This window comes from Lysobacterales bacterium (assembly GCA_016721845.1).
GTDB lineage: Bacteria > Pseudomonadota > Gammaproteobacteria > Xanthomonadales > Ahniellaceae > JADKHK01.
Map to the genome: position 1 here is coordinate 74,963 of JADKHK010000007.1, position 17,808 is coordinate 92,770.

Here is a 17,808-nt window from a genome sequence, read left to right on the forward strand (position 1 = left end):
TCCGTCCAAGCGAGGTTTGAGATGAAACAGTGCCAACCGGGTTGGAATCGTCAGCCGTGCAGGATCGCCGTGGAATCCGAATCGCTCCAGTTCAGGATCGCGTAGCCCTGTCCGGACAGGAACGCTTCGAGCTTGCGCTGCCGCTCGTCGCTCAGATGGCGTCGTTCGAAATTGATCACGCGTGGCCGGAGGCGTTCCGTATCCGACGCGTAGATGACCTCGTCGTCGGCGCCTTCCGCATCGATCTGCAGCACGTCGATGTCCTGCGTCCAGGAGAGTCGCGAGATCAGTGCATGCAAGCCCGAACACGGCACTCGGAGCGCTTCGATGCAATCGTCCAGTGGTGCATCGATGCGGAAATTGCCTTCGGCGTGGCGGCGGACATGCTCGATCGACGACGAGGTGAATCCGCTCGGGACGCGGTACGCCGGCGCGTCTTTCATGTAGGGCGGGTCGTACGCAGCCCACAACGTCGGTTTGACCCTGAACAGGCGCAGGCTGTCTTCGAAGCCGATGGCACCTTGATGGACCAGGGCATCCGGATGCGCCGCGTAATTCTGCCTCAGGAACGGAATGATCTCGGGCTGGGGTTCGATCAGCAGGATGCGGGTGAGCGCGCGATTGCGCATCACGAAGGCATGGATCGGATCGTTGATCCTGCCGTCATTGGCGCCGACCTGGACCAGGTTCATCCGGCCCTTCGCCGCGAGATATCCCTGCAGCAGGACTTCAAGGAAGGTCAGTCTCGATGACATCGTCCGAACCCCTTGCCTGGCGCGATCGTCGGGGTTTTGGACCGCGTTCGCAAGCACTGCGGCGGGTGTCCGGGGCATCAGGGTGCCAGCTTGCGGAATGCCGCCTGGCCGGGCGTAGTCAGTCGGCGTGCGATGTCGGGATCCAGGGCTCTGGCCTCGCGCGCGGCTTGCGCCGCAGTGTCGGCCTGTGCGTTCGCAGCCATGATGATCGCCAGCCAGGCCTTGGCTTCGGCACGGGTGCGATGGTCGTTGGCCAGATAGCGGTCGAGATTGTCGCTCGCGGCAAGGATGCTGCCCTGCGCGGCGTCGATCTGCTGAAGCGCATACTGCGCCTGCGCGCGGCCGAGCAGCAGGCGGCCGCGGCGCTGGTCGTTGAGGCCGGCCCGCTCGTAATTGCGCAGCGCCAAATCGTAGGCCACGAGCGCGGCCGGCCATTGACCGCGGCGGGCGAACACGTTGCCGCGCGACACGGCGACCGAACCGACTTCGACGCTGTGTTCGCCGTAGAGCGCCCGCTGATGGGTGTCGGCGAGATCGAGTTCGCGTGCCGCGTCGTCCAGTCGGTCGAGTCGTGTCAGCAGGTTCGCGAGGTTGCTGTGCACGCGGCCGCAGTCGCCGAGCTTGCTCGCGTTCGGGTGTGCCGCGCACATCGTCTTGACCGCTTCGTAGCGGCCGATGGCGGCGTCGGGTGGCGCGCCGCGTGCCGCAAAGGTCGCGGCGGTCAGTTCCAGCGAGATCAGTGCGGCACTGCCGGCCGGATAGATCTCCCTGGCCGCGGCGATGGCGCGACCCACCTGATCCAGGGCCGGCGCAACCCAGCCACGCGAAAAGCGCATGCTTGCCGCATTTTCGAGCAGCCCGACTTCGCTGACACTGGGGCCGCCGTGGATCGCGCGCACATCGACAATCGCCTGGTCGATCATTGCCAGGCCGGCATCCGGCTCACCGGTCTGGAACAGGCCGACCGCAATCGCAGATTCGAGATTCACGAACTCGATGTCGGGCGGCAACCCGAGTTGGAGCCAGCGCGCTCGCCCCTGCTGCAGTAACGGCAGTGCGTCCGTGTGGCGACCGAGCAGGGCCAAGGTGCGCGCCGGCAGCAGATCCGCGAACAGGCGGTCGCGACTGTCCGTGGCGAAGGCCAACGCACCATCACTGGCGGCTGCTCGCGCCTGCGCGAGCGCCAGGTCCGGTTCGCCGAGCTCGAACGCGACTTCGGTCAGGATTTGCCGAGCCTGATAGCGCAAGCCCGGATCGGCGATGGCATTCGCGTCGACCCGTGCGTCCAGCAGCGTCCGCGCGTCGCGCGCGAGGCCGGTCCGCAACAGGGATTGCGCCAGTCCGACGGTCACGCCGGTGCGCGCGTCATCGGCTTCGCGCCCGCGCAGCGGCGCGAGCAGGTCCAGCGCCTTGCGGAACTGGCCTTGCGCACGATCGAAGCGACTCAGCGAATCGCTGATGCGTGCCAGCGATTCCCATAGCCGGGCCTGGGTCAGCGGTGGCAAGGTGGCATCGCGCACCAGCGTCTGCTCCGCGACATCGAGCAACTGCGTCGGCGACAGCCGATCCCGTTCCGGTGCCACTTCCTGCGCCGCATCGAACAGTCCGAGCACATAGCGGACGACGGCATTGGCGCGATCGGCCTCGGTCTCGGCGCGCGCACGCGCCTGTTCGGCCTGCTCGGCTTGACGGCGTGCCTCGACGCCCTGCCACGCGGCGAGGCCGAGACTCGCCAGCACCGCCACGACCAGCACGGCACTGACACCGACCGCACCGCGATGCCGGAGCACGAACTTCTTGGTGCGATACCAGGTGGACGGCGGATGCGCGAGCACCGGATCACCGTCGAGGAAGCGCTGCAGGTCATCGGCGAGTTCGCCGGCGTTGCGATACCGCAGCAGCGGATCGGGCTGCAGCGCGCGTTCGAGGATGTTGTCGAGATCGCCAGCGAGAAACCGTCGCAGCGTCGACGGATCGGCCACCGTCGCGGTCGATGGCGTGATCAGCCGGGACGGCCGCATCGGCGAATGGCGTTCCGGCCGCACCCCGAGGATCAGTTCGTGCAACACCACGCCCAGGGCATACACGTCCAGCGCTGGCGAATCGCCGCCGCGACGCACCTGCTCGGGTGCGGCGTATTCCGGCGTCATGAACGCATCGACGGTCTGGGTCCGGTAGTTGTCGGCCTGGAGCAGCTTGGCGACGCCGAAATCGAGCAGCTTGACCACGCCCTCGGCGGTGACCAGGACGTTTGCCGGCTTGATGTCGCGGTGCACGATCATGGCGCGGTGGGCATGCTCGACCGCGCGACAGACGTCGCCGGCCAGTCGCACCCGTTCCCGCAGGGACGTGCGCTGGTCCCGGCAATACTGGGTGATCGGCACGCCGTCGACATATTCGAGCACGAGGTAGGGCAGTCCCTGCGTGGTCACGCCACCGTCGATGAGGCGGGCAATGTTGGGGTGATCGAGCGCCGCCAGCAATTGGCGCTCGCGCCGGAACATGCGCAGTTCCGATGCCGAGAGCACGTTGTGACGCAGGATCTTGATCGCGACACGCTGCTCGAAATCGGCGTGCTGGCGTTCGGCCAGGAACACCGTCGCCATGCCGCCGCTGCCGATCTGGCGCAGCAGGCGGTAGTCCGCGATCGTGCGTCCGATCATCGCTTCCGGTATCGCGTCCGCCGGCAGGGTTTCGTCGTCCATCGCCAGGAACCAGTCGCCGATCGGATGGGCCCAGGGCGCGTCGTCGCTGCCATGGGCATTCAGCAGTTCGCCGACCGCCTCGCGCAGGGTCGCGTCCGGGCAGTTCGCTGCCAGCCAGCGGGTTCGCTCCGGCGCCGGTTGCTGCAGTGCGGCGTCGAACCAGGTGCGCAGGCTCGGTGAGGTCGAATACTCGGGCGCGGGAGGTGTCATGACCGGTAGAGCGCGATTCAGGGCCCGGGAGTGTCACCGCGCAATTCCCGCAACAGGAACGCGCGGGCGAACTCCCAGTCGCGAAAGATCGTCCGCCGCGAGGCGCCGAGCAGTTCGGCGATGCGGTCGAAGGACTGGCCACCGAAGAAATGCAGCTCGACCAGTTGCGCAGCGCGCGCATCGATCCGTTCCAGGCGGGTCAGCGCCGAATCCAGTTCGAGCGCCTGCGCCGAGAGCAGGTGCACCGCGTCCGGAATCGACTCGTCGAGCGTGACCCGCTCGTGCTCGCCACCGGCCTTGATGCGACCTCGGGCACGGGCGCGGTCTACCAGCAGGTGCCGCATCGCCTGCGCGGCATAGGCGTAGAACTGCACCGGTTTCTCGAAATGAAGCGCGTTGCGACCGGCGATCTGCAGGTACAGCTCGTGCACCAGTACCGTGGTGTTGGTCGTGTCCGGTTCGCCGCGGCGCTGCTTGCGGGCGATCTGCTTGAGCTCTTCGTAGAACGACGCGACCAGTTCGTCGGCGCTTGACGGTCCAGAGGCGTTCGACACGCGGGGCTCCCGTGGCCATGACACGCCGATCATAGCCCAGTGCTCCAGCGGGTCAGGCCGCTGCGAGGGCGATCAGGCGTCGCGGTCGCCGAGTTGCGCGACCAGATAGTCCTCGGCCCAGCTGTGCAACGACCAGTCGCTGATGAAGCCGCAGTGGCCGCCGTATTCGGTCAGGTCGAGGTGGACCTGGGCCGGCAACTGCAGGGTGGTGAAATCCTCGACGGGAATGATCGGGTCATCCGCGGCCATCAGGATCGCGCCTGGCACCCTCAGCGCAGCCAGTCGGCCCTCGTGGATCGCATAGCCGTCGAAATACGCCTCGATCGTGCCGAAGTTCGTCTCGCGCAGGATCAGCTCCTGGGTCAAGCCGCGCATGTCGAGCTTGTAGATGTCCGGACCGAGCGGATAGCGCTCGGGGAACAGGCGCTGCTTGCGGCGCAGGGAATCGCGCCACTTGCGCATGAAGTAGTCGTGGTAGAGACGACGGCGCTCGAGCGCGTCGAGGATGTGGATCGGCCGGATCGCCGGACACACCGCCACGACCCGGGCCAGCTCGATGCCACGCTCCGGTGCCCGCAAGGCCACGCGCAACGCGAAATTGCCGCCCAGCGAGAAGCCGGCGATCGCCAGCGGGCGCGCCGGAAACAGGCGCGCGATCTCGGCCACGGCGCCGACCACTTCGTCGATGCGGCAGGAATGGAACACCGCTTCGTTCAGATGATGGGTATCGCCGTGGTCGCGCAGGTTCAGGCGGAACACGTCATAGCCTTCGCCGAGCAGGCGGGCCCCGACATTGAGCAGGTAGCTCGAACGCGCCGACCCTTCCCAGCCATGCAGCAGCACGACCAGGCCGCGCGCTTGCGGCCGGAGGTTCTGGGCGGCATGGAACCCCTGCAGGCGCACGCCGTCGCCGCAGTCGAGGATCCATTCCCGCGAGCGCGCCTCCAGCAGGCGATGGCGTTCGCGGAATTTCCAGCGCCGCACCGGGCTGGAGGCGAGGATCGATTGCACATGCGGATTGCGGAACAACCCGCGCGGCTTGAATTCAGACGGGGACATCGGCTTCCGCGATCGGGTCGAGATCGTCCGTTGCATCGACGCTTTTCGCACGCAGCGGCGGCGGCGACTCGAAGCCGAGCGCGACGATGATGGCGCGCCGCGCCGCCTCGGCCATGCGCTTGCGGCCGCCCTCGGTGGCCAGCGGCACCGGATCGAGGAAATGCACTTCGGCGATCGTCGCCGGTTCGCCGAGCAGGCGCAGGACGTTCGGGAAGAAGGCCTCCTTGCCGCGGAAGGCGACGGCCTTCGCCGCATGGCCGCCGCGCACATATCGCAGCGCCACTGGCTGCGCCGGCACGTTGGCGTCGTAACAGGTCTGGAAAATGCGCGCATGGAAAGTCCGCACCTTGTCGACCTCGCCGGTGCCGCCTTCCGGGAATACGCCGACGCCCAGTCCGGACTGCAGTCGCTCGACCATGGTCTGCGACACGCGCGTCAGCGAATCATTGCTGCCGCGCTCGTGATAGATGGTGCCGCCGCGGCTCGCCAGCCAGCCGATCACCGGCCAGTGCGCGATCTCCGACTTGGCGACGAAACACACCGCGCGCTGCGAATGCAGCAGGCTGATGTCGAGCCACGAACAATGGTTGGCGACGAACAACGTTGCTTCCCGGCGCGGCTCACCCACGCGCTTGAGCCGGAAGCCGAACACGCGCATCAGCCCGCCCTGCCACCAGCGGATCATGCGATGGTCGATGCGCTCGCCGGATGCGATGCGCATCGGCGCGATCGGCGGCAGCAGGGCCATCAGCACGATCGGCAGGCCGATGCACAGGTGCAGCAGCAACAGCGGCACGCGCACGACATAGCGCAGCGGACGCTTCCAGTCGCGCGTCGCGGGTTCCAGGCTGGTCGTCGAGGCATTCATCGGCCCGGCATTCTCGCGCAATGTCACTGCATGTAAAGCAAGATTGATGGCGCTTTGATGGAGCGAAAGCTCCATACGGGGGTGGATGCGGGCTATTCGACGGTCGGCTCTATTCCGTCGAGGATGGTCATCCAGTCGCGAGCGCCATGCAGCACGCGCAGAATGCGTGGCTTGGCCAACAAGCAATAGAACACCAGATAGCGATCCACCACGAACGAGCGAACGCCGGGTCGAAGGAGAGCGCTCCGATCGACGCCCATCTGCGGCTGACTCGCGAGCAGTGCAAACACGTGGCTGAAATGATCGAGTTGATGATCGGCTGCGGCCGCATCGCCCGCAGCAATATGCATCCAGATGTCGATCAGGTCGGCTTCGGCAGCCTGGCTGATCTCAACGCCGGCCACGAGTCGCGGCCTGTTTCTGACGGGCCTTCTGTTTCAGGGCAGCGATGTCGAGATCGCCTGCCAGCCCGCTGTCGATGCCGGCCTGGATCAGCGCCTTGAGTTCGTTCAACTTGCCGACGCGCGACAGTTCCCGTTCCTGCAACAGACGTAATCCGTCGCGCACGACTTCGCTGGCGTTGCCATAGCGGCCGCTTTGCACTTGATGACGGATGAACTCTTCGAGTTGGCTTGGAATGGCGACGTTCATGCCCATGACGCATCCTCGTAAGCGAAATCAAAGGATATCAATAGATATCGCTTTGATCGAATGCCGTTCAATCCGACTCCAGCCAGCGCATCAGGTCGTCGCAGTGTTCTTCCCACCAGCGCGGTTCGGCGGCGAAGGGAAAGGCGCGCGGGAAGGCGGGGTCGTCGTAGCGCGCCGAAATCCAGCCGGCGTGGTGGATCTGGCGCATGATCCGCAGCGGCTCGACCAGGGACAGTTCGCCGGGATCGAGGTCGCGGAATTCGGCATAACCTTCGAGCAGGGCGGCACCTTGCGCCGCGCCGCCGTCCATCAGCATCCACAGGTCCTGGATCGCCGGACCCATGGCGGCATCGTCGAGGTCGACGAAATGCGGGCCGGCGTCGGTCCACAGCAGGTTGCCGGGATGGCAGTCGCCGTGCAGGCGCAGTAGCGCGGGCTGGACGACGGCGAACTGATCGTCGAGGCGCGTGGCCACGGCATCGACCAGGCGCTCGTAGCGATCGACCAGTTGCGGCGGCAGCAGGTGCGCGTCAAGCACATGGGCGGCGGCGGCATCCACCCGCGACGCCACGTCGATGCGACCCCGGGCCGCGAACGGCCGCCGCGCGCCGACACTGTGGATGCGCGCGATCAGCCGCCCCAACCATTGCGCGACATCGAGGCCTTCCAGTTCCGGCGCGCGGCCACCCTTGCGCGGAAACAGCGCGACACGCTGGCCGTCGCAGTCGAACAGGGTGTCACCGTCGATCACCAGCGGCGCGACGACCGGCAGTTCCGCCTCGACCAGTTCGTTCGCGTAGGCGTGTTCCTCGCGGATCGCCGCATCGCTCCAGCGACCGGGCCGGTAGAACTTCGCGATCAACGGCTCGCCGCCTTCGATGCCGACCTGGTAGACGCGATTCTCGAAACTGTTCAGCGCCTGCAGGCGCCCGTCCGGATCAAAACCCAGCGCCTCGATCGCATCGAGCACGAAGTCCGGCGACAGCGCGGCGAACGGCGTCGCGTTCATCGCATCAACGTGCAGCGACCACGGCCAGCGTCAGCCGCGAGATGCAGACCAGCGCATCGTCGGCGTCGGTGATGCGGATCTCCCAGACCTGGGTGCTGCGGCCGAGATGCAGCGGTCGTGCGGTGCCGGTCACGTCGCCGTCGCGCATCGCTTTCAGATGATTGGCATTGATTTCCAGACCGACACAGCGACTGCCATCGTCGGGCAGACACATCCAGCCGGCCATCGAGCCCAGCGTTTCCGCGAGCGCGACCGACGCGCCGCCATGCAGCAGACCGAAGGGCTGCTTGGTGCGATGGTCGACGGGCATGGTGCCGCGCAGGAAATCATCACCGACTTCGCTGATGCGGATGCCCAGCGCGCCCTGCATCGTGTTCCGGCCGTGTGCTTCGATGGCGGCGAGATCGAACTGCTTCTTGAAGATCGTCATTGCGGCAGTTCCTTCAGCCAGTCGCGCGGGCGCAAGTAGTCAGCGAGTCGTGCTTCCGCCGACTCGGGTTCGGGCGCATAGCCGTATTCCCAGCGCACCAGCGGCGGCAGCGACATCAGGATCGATTCGGTGCGCCCGCCGGACTGCAGCCCGAACAGGGTGCCGCGGTCGAACACCAGGTTGAACTCGACGTAGCGCCCGCGCCGGTACAACTGGAACTGGCGTTCGCGCTCGCCATAGGCGTCGTCGCGGCGGCGTTGCACGATCGGGGCATAGGCGCGCATGAAGGCGTCGCCGACCGAACGCGTCAACGCGAAGCAGGTATCGGCGTCGAAGCGATGGAGGTCATCGAAGAACAGGCCGCCGACGCCGCGCGTTTCAGCGCGATGCTTGAGGAAGAAGTAGCGATCGCACCAGGCCTTGAACTCGGCGTACAGGCCATCGCCGAACGGAGCGACCGCATCGTGCGCGGTCTGATGCCAATGGCGGATGTCGGCATCATTCGGATAGAACGGCGTCAGGTCGAAACCGCCGCCGAACCACCACGCCGGATGGTCGCCGCGGGTCGCGAACAGGCGCACGTTCATGTGCGTGGTCGGGATGTGCGGGTTGCGCGGGTGGAAGACCAGGGACACGCCCATCGCCGTCCACGGTTGTCCGGCGAGTTCGGGGCGATGCGCGGTGGCGCTCGGCGGCATCTGCGTGCCTTCGACGCGCGAGAAACCGATGCCGGCCTGCTCGAACACCGCGCCGTCGCGCAGGATGCGGGTGCGCCCGCCGCCCCCTTCCGCCCGCTGCCACGTGTCCTCATGGAAGCGTGCTGCGCCATCGAGTTGCTCGATGTCGGCGCAGATCGCGTCTTGCAGGCCCATCAGCCACTGTTGCATTCGGACGAGATCGGGCGGGTTCGTGCTCATGCTCATGCAGCAAGGTCCTCGGTCAAGCCGCTAAGATAATCGCCCTGACTTCAATCCGCGATGCGTTCCGGCGTGTCGCCCCGCAATGACCATGTCGATCTCAACCCCAGTGGATCACGGCCTGCGACCGATGGCGCAGTCTGCGGCCGCCGATGAACCCGCGCTGGTCAGCCTGCTGCCCGGCCGCGCGAACGTGAAATATCCCGAGGCCGTGGTGCTGCCGCTGCGTGATCTCGTCGGCGGCTCGCGCATCGAGCTCTGGAATGTCGCGCAGGCACCGCGGGTCGAGTCGCACCAGCATTTCACGCTGCGCCACAATGACGATTGGCTGTTCGGCACCCTCGAACTCGACGAGGGCGGCGACCTCGCGACCGCGACCGAACACGCCTACGGACTGATGCTGGCGCAGTCGCATCGGCTTGGCTTCACCCACATCGTGCGGATCTGGAATTACTTCGGCGCGATCAATGCGGGTGAGGGCGACGACGAGCGTTATCGCCAGTTCGTCGCCGGGCGTGCGCGCGTGATCGATCAGCCACCGGCCGAAGGGTATGCCGCGGCCACGGCAATCGGTCTGCCCGCTCCGCCCGATCAGTTGCACATTCACTGGCTGGCCGCGAAACGGCCTGGCATCGCGATCGAGAATCCGCGCCAGGTGCCGGCCTTCGATTACCCACGCGACTACGGTCCGGTGTCGCCCGGTTTCTCGCGCGCGATGCTGGTGCCGGGCGAAACGCCACTGCTGTTGATCTCGGGCACCGCCAGCATCGTTGGCCATGCCTCGCAGCATCCGGACACGCTGGCGCAACTCGACGAAATCCTGATGAACCTCGATGCGCTGATCACCACCGCCGGCGCCCGCGCCCACGCCCGCGCCGATCTCGCGCGCGACGGCCTGCTGCGCGTCTACCTGCGCGACCCCGCCGAAGCCGGCCTCGTCCGCGCCCACCTGCAACGCGCACTCGGCGCCAGCACCTGCTTCATGCTCCTGCACGGCGACGTCTGCCGCGACGACCTCCGCATCGAAATCGAAGCCGCCGTGCCGATGCACCACGCCATCGGCTGATCCCCCTCCGCCATTGACGCCCTCGCGGCAGCAGTTCCAGACTGCATCCATTGGTCCGACGACTTCGTCGGAGAACTGGTGTTAGCCCCATCATGAAATCAACCGAGGTTTACGCGCTGCTTAAGTCAGAGCTGGGTCCATGGTTCAAGGCGTCCGGATTTAAGCGCGCCGACAGCTTCTTGAGTTGGTCACGCCCGCACGGCGAGCTACACATCACGGTGTGGTGCCAGGTCTCGCGCGACGGCTGGGACGACTATGCGGGCTCAAAGTTTGTCGTCGAGTTTCAACTCGCGCGCGAGCCCATTGTTGGCGCCGGTGCTAAGCGCCGGCAGCGCCTTGCAAGCCTCCTCACCGCGGAACAAAGAGAGTCTGCTCGTCGAATTGAAAACAACGTAATTTCCTCACTCAAAAAACCGCCCAAGACGCATCCAACACTGCACGTTTCTCCGCATGTCACGCAGTGGTACCTCGCCAAGTACGATGCTGTTGCCGCGCCGTATCCCGACGGTCACGACCTCTGGCTGCGCTATGCCAGACCGGAGCACGTTTCGCATTGGGCTCAGTTCATTCTTCCGCTTTTGCCGGGGTGCGTCAGTGCGGTCGAGGCCGGGGGCTAACACTACAGTCAACCGGACACCCAAACTGCTGCGCAGTCTGGGTTCCCGCCGCTGGCGACAGGAACTTCACCAGCGCATCGGCGATCACGCGAGCGGATCCATCGTTTCGAGGCCGAGGCTTGCGGCAGCGGCGGACATCTGGGCGTCGTGGGTGACTATGCGGATGTTCGCGCCGAGCAGCGCGCAGGTGGCCAGGTGGATGGCGTCGAGCGATTTGATGTGAGCTTCGATCGCTGCAGCGAAACGAAGCACGCCGTCGTCGATGCTCACCAGATTCACGCGATCAAGTACCGGGCGGGCCATCGAAACATCCAGCCCCTCGCGACGCAGCACGCGCGTCAACTCCAGATGCAACAGCATGGACGAAAACACGTCATCGCCGGCTTGAGTCACCGCATCGAGCCAACGGCGCGCCCGCAGATCGCCACCGGGCAGCAATGCGTGCAACGCGACCGATGCGTCGATGTACCAGCGCATCAGCGGTCGCCGCGCGACTCGGCGAACAACGCGTTCACCTGAGCGGGCGTGTAGCGGGCTTTGGCGGCTGGCCACGGTGCCGGCTTGGCCTTGGCCGGTGTGATGCGTCCTTCGGCGCGCAGCCGCGCGACCGTGTCAACGGACGCTTCCATCGATTCGATTCGCCAGCGAGCCACGCCGCGCTCGGTCACGATGACGGGCCGTCCATCCTTCACGGCATCAAGCACGCCCGCCGTGTTCTGGTTCAGTTCGCGCTTGCTGATCCTCTTCATGCAGCCATTGTAAGACATATGTCTGTCATTGGCGTCGGAAGGAAATCACCGAGACAGGAACTTCACCAACGCATCCGCGATGCCTTTGTACGGCGGGCGCAGGAGGAAGTCGAAGCCGGTGTAGCGGGACTGGTAGACGATCGGCAGCAGCTTGCTGAAATTCAGGAAGCCTTCTTTCGCGTGGTAGTGACCCATGCCGCTGGGGCCGACGCCGCCGAACGGGAGTTCGCTGGCGGCGAATTGCAGCAGCGCGTCGTTGACGGTGACGCCGCCGGCGATGCAGCGCGTCAGGATGCGTTCGACGTTGGCGCGGTCGTAGTCGAACACGTACAGCGCGAGCGGACGATCGTGGGTGTTGATGTAGGCGATCACGTCGTCGATGCGGTCGTAGCTGATGATGGGCAGGATCGGGCCGAAGATCTCGTCCTGCATCACCTTGGCATCGTCGCCCGGTTCCAGCACCACGGTCGGTGGCAGCAGGCGTTCCGATTCGGACGTCGCGGCATCGACATCGAGCAAGGTCTGCACGCTCAAGCCGCGCGTGGCGGCGTCGTCGAGATAGCCGCGCAGACGGCGGTATTGGCCGGCATTGATGACACGGGTGTAGTCGCCGAGTTCGCCTGCATCCGGGAAACGCTTCGCGACATCGGCGCGCAACGCGGCGACGAAGGCGTCGCGTTTGGCGCGCGGCACGAACACGTAGTCGGGCGCGATGCAGGTCTGGCCGCCGTTGAAGAGCTTGCCGGTGGCGATGCGCGCCGCCGCGAGTTCGAGCGGGAAATCGTCGCCGATGATGGTCGGCGACTTGCCGCCGAGCTCCAGCGTCACCGGGGTCAGGTTCGGTGCCGCCGCAGCCATGATCTTGCGGCCGACCGTGGTCGAACCGGTGAACAGCAGATGGTCGAAGGGCAGCGCGGCGAACGCGGCCGCCACCTCGGGACCACCGAGCGCGACCGCGACCTGCGTGTCCGGGAACACGTCGCGCAACAGGTCGGCGAGGAAGGCGCTCGACCGCGGCGTGTGTTCGCTCGGTTTCAGGTACACCGAATTGCCGGCTGCGATCGCGGTGGCCAAGGGCACCAGCGCCAGATTCACCGGGTAATTCCATGGCGCCATCACGCCGACCACACCGAGCGGCATCGGCCGCACTTCGGCGCGTGCCGGCAGCATCAGCCAGCCCGGCGAGCGCGACTGCGGACGCATCCACGATTTCAGGTTCGCCAGCAGTTGATCGATGGTCTTCAGCACCGTCCAGCCGTCCGAGATCGTCGATTCGTGGCGTGAGCGGTGGCCGAAGTCGGCCTGCAGCGCGGCGTTCATCGCATCGAGCCGGGCCTTGAACGCGGCGCGCAGTCGCTTCAGATCGTCGCGACGTTGCACATAGGTCGGTGGCGGCTGGTTCAAGCGCGCGGCCTTGAGCCTTGCGAGCGTGTCGGCGAGGAGCTGGGGCGTGGTCGCCGGCACCGGTTGCAGTTGCGCGTTCATGGGCTCACCTCGATGAATGCGGGAAGTTTACGCCCGCCGCCGGGGCGACGCCGTAAACTTCGCGCTTTGCGAGCCAGGATCTGTATGCCGATTCGTCCCTATCAAGGCCAGTTGCCGCGCCTCGGGCAGCGCGTTTATGTCGACCAGGGCGCGCACCTGATCGGCGATGTCGAGCTTGGCGATGACGTGTCGTTGTGGCCGGGCGTGGTGGTGCGCGGAGACGTGAACTACATTCGTATCGGTGCGCGCACCAATGTCCAGGACGGCAGCATCATCCATGTCAGCCATGATGGTCCATACACGCGCCCGGGCGGCTATCCGACAATTATCGGTGCGGACGTGACCATCGGCCACGGCGCCATCGTGCATGCCTGCGTGATCGAGGACGCCTGCCTGATCGGCATGCATGCCACCGTGCTCGACGGCGCCACCATCAAGAAGAACGGTTTCGTCGGTGCCGGTGCGGTGATCGCGCCGGGCAAGACCGTCGGCGAACGCGAACTCTGGCTCGGCAATCCGGCCAAACGCGTGCGCGTGCTCAGCGACCGCGATGTCGAGTCGCTGTACTACTCGGCCACGCACTACGTGAAGTTGAAGGATCGGTATTTGGAGAGCGGCGATTGAGTCGCTACCAGAGCCGATTCACACCGTAGACATCGAAGGACGGATCGGCGCTGACGACCGTGAGGTTTCCCGCCAGCGCCTGCGCGACCAGCATGCGGTCGAACGGATCGCGGTGGTGGTGCGGCAACGATTCCACGCGCCGACAATGGTTCGGCGTGATGTCGAGGCGTTCGATGGCGTTGGCCGCCATCTGCGTTGACATGCGCGGCAGCCAGTCTTCGGGAAGCTGGAGCTTCGCCAGTGAACGCTTGATCGCAATTTCCCAGAACGAGGCGATGCTGAAACAGGCGGGGTTCGTCGCGTCGTGCATGGCGTCCAATGCCCTGCTGCTCAACTTCGGATTCTGCTCAAGCGCCCAGATCAGGGCGTGAGTGTCGAGCAGCAACTTCACATGTAGTCCTTGAAGTCGTCGAGTGGCGCGTCAAAGTCGTCGGCCATCCAGACTTGGCCTTCCCAGCCACCGAACTGACGAATCTTCTTTTCCGGCTGCTCGACCGGCACCAGTTTCACCACCGGCTTGCCGGCATTGGCGATGATCACTTCCTCGCCCGCCAGCGCCTTCTGGATCAGCTTCGAGAGATGCGTCTTGGCTTCGTGGATCGAGGCGGTGGTCATGGTCGGTCGGAGGGGTTAGCTAAGGCGGTTAGCTAACCACTTCTGGGGGGTCGATTCAAGCGCCGGCCCGCCGTGTCGCACGTTCGCGGGCGATGCGCAGTGCCTCCACGAGTTCGGTCGCATCGCGCCGGCCGATGGCGCGCCAGTGATCGATCCACCAGGTCAATATCGGCGGCAGGAACGGCAGCGGGACCGTGATCAACAGGAGATCGCGCGGCGCATCCGGCGCCGTCCACAAGCGCCACGCCGCGAAACCGACCTCGACCAGCAAACCGAGCGCACTCCAGCGCTGCACCTTCGGCATCGCAAAGAAATCGCCGAGTGCGCGCGATTCGCCTTTCGGACGTTCCAGCCGTTCCGACCACCACCACGCCAGCGTCACCGTGGGTGCGCACAGCAAAGTCACCAGCAACGCATCGCCGCGACCGGACGACGGCGGCACCCACCACCACGCGGCGGCGATGTTCGCCACGGCGAATACCGTGAGCACGACGAAACGGAACTGATTGCCGGTCATCGTGGCAACGGCTTCACCGATTCAACCGCCCATCCACGAGATTCGCGACGACGGACGGGTCGGCGAGGGTGGAGATGTCGCCGAGCTGGTCGTGTTCGTTGGCGGCGATCTTGCGCAGGATGCGGCGCATGATCTTGCCGCTGCGGGTCTTCGGCAGGCCGGGGGCCCACTGGATGCAGTCGGGCGTCGCGGTCGGGCCGATCTCGCTGCGCACCTGCTGCACCAGCGCCTTGCGCAGCGCCTCGTCCGGTTCGATGCCGGCCTTCAGCGTCACGTAGGCGTAGATGCCCTGGCCCTTGAGGTCGTGCGGATACCCGACGACGGCGGCTTCCGCGACGGCGGCATGACTGACCAAGGCGCTCTCGACTTCGGCGGTACCGATCCGGTGGCCGCTGACATTGATCACGTCGTCGACGCGCCCGGTGATCCACCAGTCGCCATCCGAATCGCGGCGTGCGCCGTCGCCGGTGAAGTAGCTGCCGGGATAGGTCTTGAAGTACGTCTCGATGAAGCGCGCGTGATCGCCGTAGACCGAGCGCATCATGCCCGGCCAGGCATGGCGCAGGATCAGATTGCCCTCGCCGGCGCCGTGGATCTCCGCACCGTTCGCATCGACGATGGCGGGGAACACGCCGGGCAGCGGCTGCGTCGCCGATCCGGGCTTGAGCGGGGTCGCGGCCGGCAGCGGCGAGAGCAGGATGCCGCCCGTCTCGGTCTGCCACCAGGTATCGACGATCGGACAGCGCGAATCACCGACGACGCGGTGATACCAGAGCCAGGCTTCCGGATTGATCGGCTCACCGACCGACCCGAGCAGGCGCAGGCTGGCGCGGCTGCGCGCTTGCACATGCGACTCGCCCTCGCGCATCAGCGCGCGGATCGCCGTGGGTGCGGTGTAGAGGATGCTGACCTGATGGCGATCGACGACATCCCAGAACCGTCCCGGATCGGGATGGTTCGGAACGCCCTCGAACATCACCGAGGTCGCGCCGTTGGCGAGCGGCCCGTAGACGACGTAGCTGTGGCCGGTGACCCAGCCGACATCGGCGGTGCAGAAGAACACGTCGGACTCGCGCAGGTCGAACACGCGCCGCATCGTGCTGCTCGCGTAGACGAGATAACCGCCGCTGCTGTGCAGCACGCCCTTGGGCTTGCCGGTGGAGCCCGAGGTGTAGAGGATGAACAACGGATCCTCGGCCTGCATGCGCTCGGCCGGTGCGACCGGATTCTGGCCCTGCATCAGGTCTTGCCAGCAACGATCGCGCGGCGACTGCATCGGCACGTCGGCGCCGGTGCGACGCACCACCAGCACGGTCTCGACGCAGGCGCATTCGCGCTTCGCGACGGCGATATCGACCTGGGCCTTGAGCGCGACCCGTTTGCCGCCGCGCAGGCCTTCGTCCGCGGTGATGACCAGCTTGCTCTGGCAGTCACTGATGCGCCCTGCCAGCGATTCCGCCGAGAAGCCGCCGAACACCACCGAATGGATCGCACCGATGCGCGCGCAGGCCAGCATCGCGATCGCGGCTTCGGGAATCATCGGCAGATAGATCGTGACGCGGTCGCCCTTGCCGATGCCGAGCGCGCGCAATGCGTTGGCGGCCCGCCCCACATCGGCATGCAGTTCGCGGTAGCTGATGTGGCGCGGACGCTCGTTCGGATCATCCGGTTCGAACAGGATCGCGGTCTTGTCGGCGCGCGTCGCCAGATGGCGGTCGAGACAGTTCAGCGCGACATTCAATTCGCCATCGGCATACCAGCGGATATGGAAATCATCGAGGTCGAAGCTGACGTCCTCGATGTCGGTCGGAAAGCGCAGCCACTCGATCTGCGTGGCCTCGCGTGCCCAGAACTGCTTGCGGTCGCGGGCGGCGGCGCGATCGGCTTCGGCGCGTCCGGCGTCGATACTGCGCGCATCGGCGAATCCGGCGATCGGCGGGAACGTGCGTGTGTCGGTCATGGCCGGATCAGTCTTCGTCGCCGTCGTTCTGTGCGGAAGCCGCAGATCCCGCCTGCTTGCGCTTTTCCATCGCCTTGCGCATCAGCTCGCGCTCTTCCGGCGACGGCACATAGACTTCGCGCTGCTGGGTGGAATCGATCCGTGCCTGGGCGAAAGCGAACACCGCACCCAGTGAAAACAGGAACGCGCCGAGCAGGCCGAAGCCCAGAATGGCAGGGCTGTCGGTCACGAAGGCGGCAATCAGGCAGAGGACGGTCAGGCCGGCGAGCACGAAACGCATGGCGACTCCAGGATCGGGTTGGGCGCGAGGCGCGCGGAGTGTCGCATGCCGCGTCAAATTCATCAGCCGCCGGCGTCACCGTCGCGCAATTGCGCCAGCCGCTCGGCCAGCAGCCCCGCCATCTGCTGCAGGACGCGGACATGGCGGTCGGTGTAGAACGCGAGTTGCGAATGTTCAGTGTCGAGCACGCCGAGCAGGAGGTCGTGATGGAGCAGCGGAATCGCCAGCTCCGACAGGCGTTCGTCGTCGTCGATGACGTAGCGCGGGTCCCGCCGAGTGTCGTCGATGCGCACGACGTCGCGCGCCAGCGCACAGGCACCGACCACGCCCTGGCCGACGCGCAGCGTGATCGGATGCTCGATCACCTTGGGCGCCTTCAGCTTGGGCCCGTAGGCAGCGACCTGGGTCAGCATGCTGCCCTGGGCGTCGATCAGATAGACGACACAGTCCTCCAGTCCGAGTGCGGCGATCGCCTCGGAACTCATCGCCCACGCCGCCTCGCGGGCGCTGCTGGCCTTGCGCAACAGGATGATCAGTCGGGCGAGTGCAGCTTCGGCGGCGGCATCGAGGTCGCGCGGGGTCTGGGTGGTCATGACCGCAACGATAGCCGGGTCGCCGCGGCTGAATCCAGACGGAACTGCGGGTGGAGCGACCGGCCGGATACGATCGTGATTGATGTCGGTCAAGGTCGACCTTGTCGGTCCGGTTAGGCTGGACCGGCCGAAATCCATCCGAGG

At 66.1% G+C, this 17,808-nt stretch carries 22 protein-coding genes; 3 read left to right on the forward strand and 19 right to left on the reverse strand.

Translation table 11 applies throughout. The features are described 5' to 3' along the window. Window positions 1–50: 50 nt before the first annotated feature. From IPP28_04800 to hemF, 10 genes are all read right to left on the reverse strand, one after another. Window positions 51–755, reverse strand: coding sequence for an FkbM family methyltransferase (locus tag IPP28_04800; protein ID MBL0040365.1), 705 nt, complete (start codon window positions 753–755; stop codon window positions 51–53). Between the two features lie 77 nt (window positions 756–832). Beyond that, window positions 833–3,670: a serine/threonine protein kinase gene (locus tag IPP28_04805; protein MBL0040366.1), complete on the reverse strand. Its 2,838-nt coding sequence runs from the start codon at window positions 3,668–3,670 to the stop codon at window positions 833–835. Between the two features lie 17 nt (window positions 3,671–3,687). Continuing rightward, entirely contained in the window at window positions 3,688–4,224 is a 537-nt protein-coding gene (locus IPP28_04810; protein MBL0040367.1) for a sigma-70 family RNA polymerase sigma factor, read from the reverse strand. 72 nt (window positions 4,225–4,296) lie between these two features. Next, window positions 4,297–5,283: an alpha/beta fold hydrolase gene (locus tag IPP28_04815; GenBank protein MBL0040368.1), complete on the reverse strand. Its 987-nt coding sequence runs from the start codon at window positions 5,281–5,283 to the stop codon at window positions 4,297–4,299. Beyond that, complete coding sequence (locus IPP28_04820) at window positions 5,270–6,151, reverse strand: 1-acyl-sn-glycerol-3-phosphate acyltransferase (GenBank protein ID MBL0040369.1); 882 nt, start codon at window positions 6,149–6,151, stop codon at window positions 5,270–5,272. The genes IPP28_04815 and IPP28_04820 overlap by 14 nt, the downstream gene beginning before the upstream one ends. A 92-nt stretch (window positions 6,152–6,243) precedes the next feature. Next, window positions 6,244–6,555: a type II toxin-antitoxin system RelE/ParE family toxin gene (locus tag IPP28_04825; protein MBL0040370.1), complete on the reverse strand. Its 312-nt coding sequence runs from the start codon at window positions 6,553–6,555 to the stop codon at window positions 6,244–6,246. Continuing rightward, the gene (locus IPP28_04830) at window positions 6,542–6,808 is read right to left on the reverse strand and encodes a type II toxin-antitoxin system ParD family antitoxin (protein ID MBL0040371.1); all 267 of its coding nucleotides are present in this window, start codon (window positions 6,806–6,808) and stop codon (window positions 6,542–6,544) included. Before IPP28_04830 ends, IPP28_04825 begins: the two co-directional genes overlap by 14 nt. Window positions 6,809–6,869: 61 nt before the next feature. Continuing rightward, complete coding sequence (locus tag IPP28_04835; GenBank protein ID MBL0040372.1) at window positions 6,870–7,811, reverse strand: serine/threonine protein kinase; 942 nt, start codon at window positions 7,809–7,811, stop codon at window positions 6,870–6,872. Window positions 7,812–7,815: 4 nt separating this feature from the next. Further along, window positions 7,816–8,241 (reverse strand): hotdog fold thioesterase, encoded by a 426-nt coding sequence (locus tag IPP28_04840; protein MBL0040373.1) that lies wholly within the window; start codon window positions 8,239–8,241, stop codon window positions 7,816–7,818. Then, window positions 8,238–9,158 (reverse strand): oxygen-dependent coproporphyrinogen oxidase, encoded by a 921-nt coding sequence (gene hemF, locus IPP28_04845; protein MBL0040374.1) that lies wholly within the window; start codon window positions 9,156–9,158, stop codon window positions 8,238–8,240. The genes IPP28_04840 and hemF overlap by 4 nt, the downstream gene beginning before the upstream one ends. A 91-nt stretch (window positions 9,159–9,249) precedes the next feature. Between hemF and IPP28_04850 the strand changes: the two genes are divergently transcribed. After that, window positions 9,250–10,224, forward strand: coding sequence for a pteridine-dependent deoxygenase (locus IPP28_04850; protein ID MBL0040375.1), 975 nt, complete (start codon window positions 9,250–9,252; stop codon window positions 10,222–10,224). 92 nt (window positions 10,225–10,316) lie between these two features. Continuing rightward, window positions 10,317–10,841, forward strand: coding sequence for a hypothetical protein (locus tag IPP28_04855; GenBank protein ID MBL0040376.1), 525 nt, complete (start codon window positions 10,317–10,319; stop codon window positions 10,839–10,841). 84 nt (window positions 10,842–10,925) lie between these two features. Here the strand turns inward: IPP28_04855 and IPP28_04860 are convergent, their stop codons facing one another. From IPP28_04860 to IPP28_04870, 3 genes are read right to left on the reverse strand one after another with little or no spacing between them, the layout of a single operon-like run. Further along, a complete protein-coding gene (locus IPP28_04860) occupies window positions 10,926–11,279 on the reverse strand; it encodes a PIN domain-containing protein (GenBank protein MBL0040377.1) in 354 nt (117 codons plus the stop codon). 38 nt (window positions 11,280–11,317) lie between these two features. Next, the gene (locus tag IPP28_04865; protein ID MBL0040378.1) at window positions 11,318–11,590 is read right to left on the reverse strand and encodes a type II toxin-antitoxin system prevent-host-death family antitoxin; all 273 of its coding nucleotides are present in this window, start codon (window positions 11,588–11,590) and stop codon (window positions 11,318–11,320) included. A gap of 45 nt (window positions 11,591–11,635) precedes the next feature. Further along, window positions 11,636–13,075: a coniferyl aldehyde dehydrogenase gene (locus IPP28_04870; GenBank protein ID MBL0040379.1), complete on the reverse strand. Its 1,440-nt coding sequence runs from the start codon at window positions 13,073–13,075 to the stop codon at window positions 11,636–11,638. Window positions 13,076–13,159: 84 nt separating this feature from the next. Here IPP28_04870 and IPP28_04875 point away from each other — a divergent pair, with 84 nt between their 5' ends. Continuing rightward, window positions 13,160–13,699, forward strand: a complete 540-nt coding sequence (locus IPP28_04875; protein ID MBL0040380.1) for a gamma carbonic anhydrase family protein — start codon at window positions 13,160–13,162, stop codon at window positions 13,697–13,699. Window positions 13,700–13,703: 4 nt separating this feature from the next. Here the strand turns inward: IPP28_04875 and IPP28_04880 are convergent, their stop codons facing one another. From IPP28_04880 to IPP28_04905, 6 genes are all read right to left on the reverse strand, one after another. Next, window positions 13,704–14,090, reverse strand: coding sequence for a type II toxin-antitoxin system VapC family toxin (locus tag IPP28_04880; GenBank protein ID MBL0040381.1), 387 nt, complete (start codon window positions 14,088–14,090; stop codon window positions 13,704–13,706). Then, a complete protein-coding gene (locus tag IPP28_04885; protein ID MBL0040382.1) occupies window positions 14,087–14,314 on the reverse strand; it encodes a type II toxin-antitoxin system Phd/YefM family antitoxin in 228 nt (75 codons plus the stop codon). The genes IPP28_04880 and IPP28_04885 overlap by 4 nt, the downstream gene beginning before the upstream one ends. Window positions 14,315–14,369: 55 nt before the next feature. After that, complete coding sequence (locus tag IPP28_04890) at window positions 14,370–14,831, reverse strand: hypothetical protein (protein MBL0040383.1); 462 nt, start codon at window positions 14,829–14,831, stop codon at window positions 14,370–14,372. 13 nt (window positions 14,832–14,844) lie between these two features. Then, window positions 14,845–16,791 (reverse strand): acetate--CoA ligase, encoded by a 1,947-nt coding sequence (acs, locus tag IPP28_04895; protein ID MBL0040384.1) that lies wholly within the window; start codon window positions 16,789–16,791, stop codon window positions 14,845–14,847. A gap of 7 nt (window positions 16,792–16,798) precedes the next feature. Next, a complete protein-coding gene (locus IPP28_04900; GenBank protein ID MBL0040385.1) occupies window positions 16,799–17,071 on the reverse strand; it encodes a hypothetical protein in 273 nt (90 codons plus the stop codon). Window positions 17,072–17,133: 62 nt separating this feature from the next. Further along, window positions 17,134–17,664, reverse strand: coding sequence for a GAF domain-containing protein (locus tag IPP28_04905; protein ID MBL0040386.1), 531 nt, complete (start codon window positions 17,662–17,664; stop codon window positions 17,134–17,136). Between the last annotated feature and the right edge of the window lie 144 nt (window positions 17,665–17,808).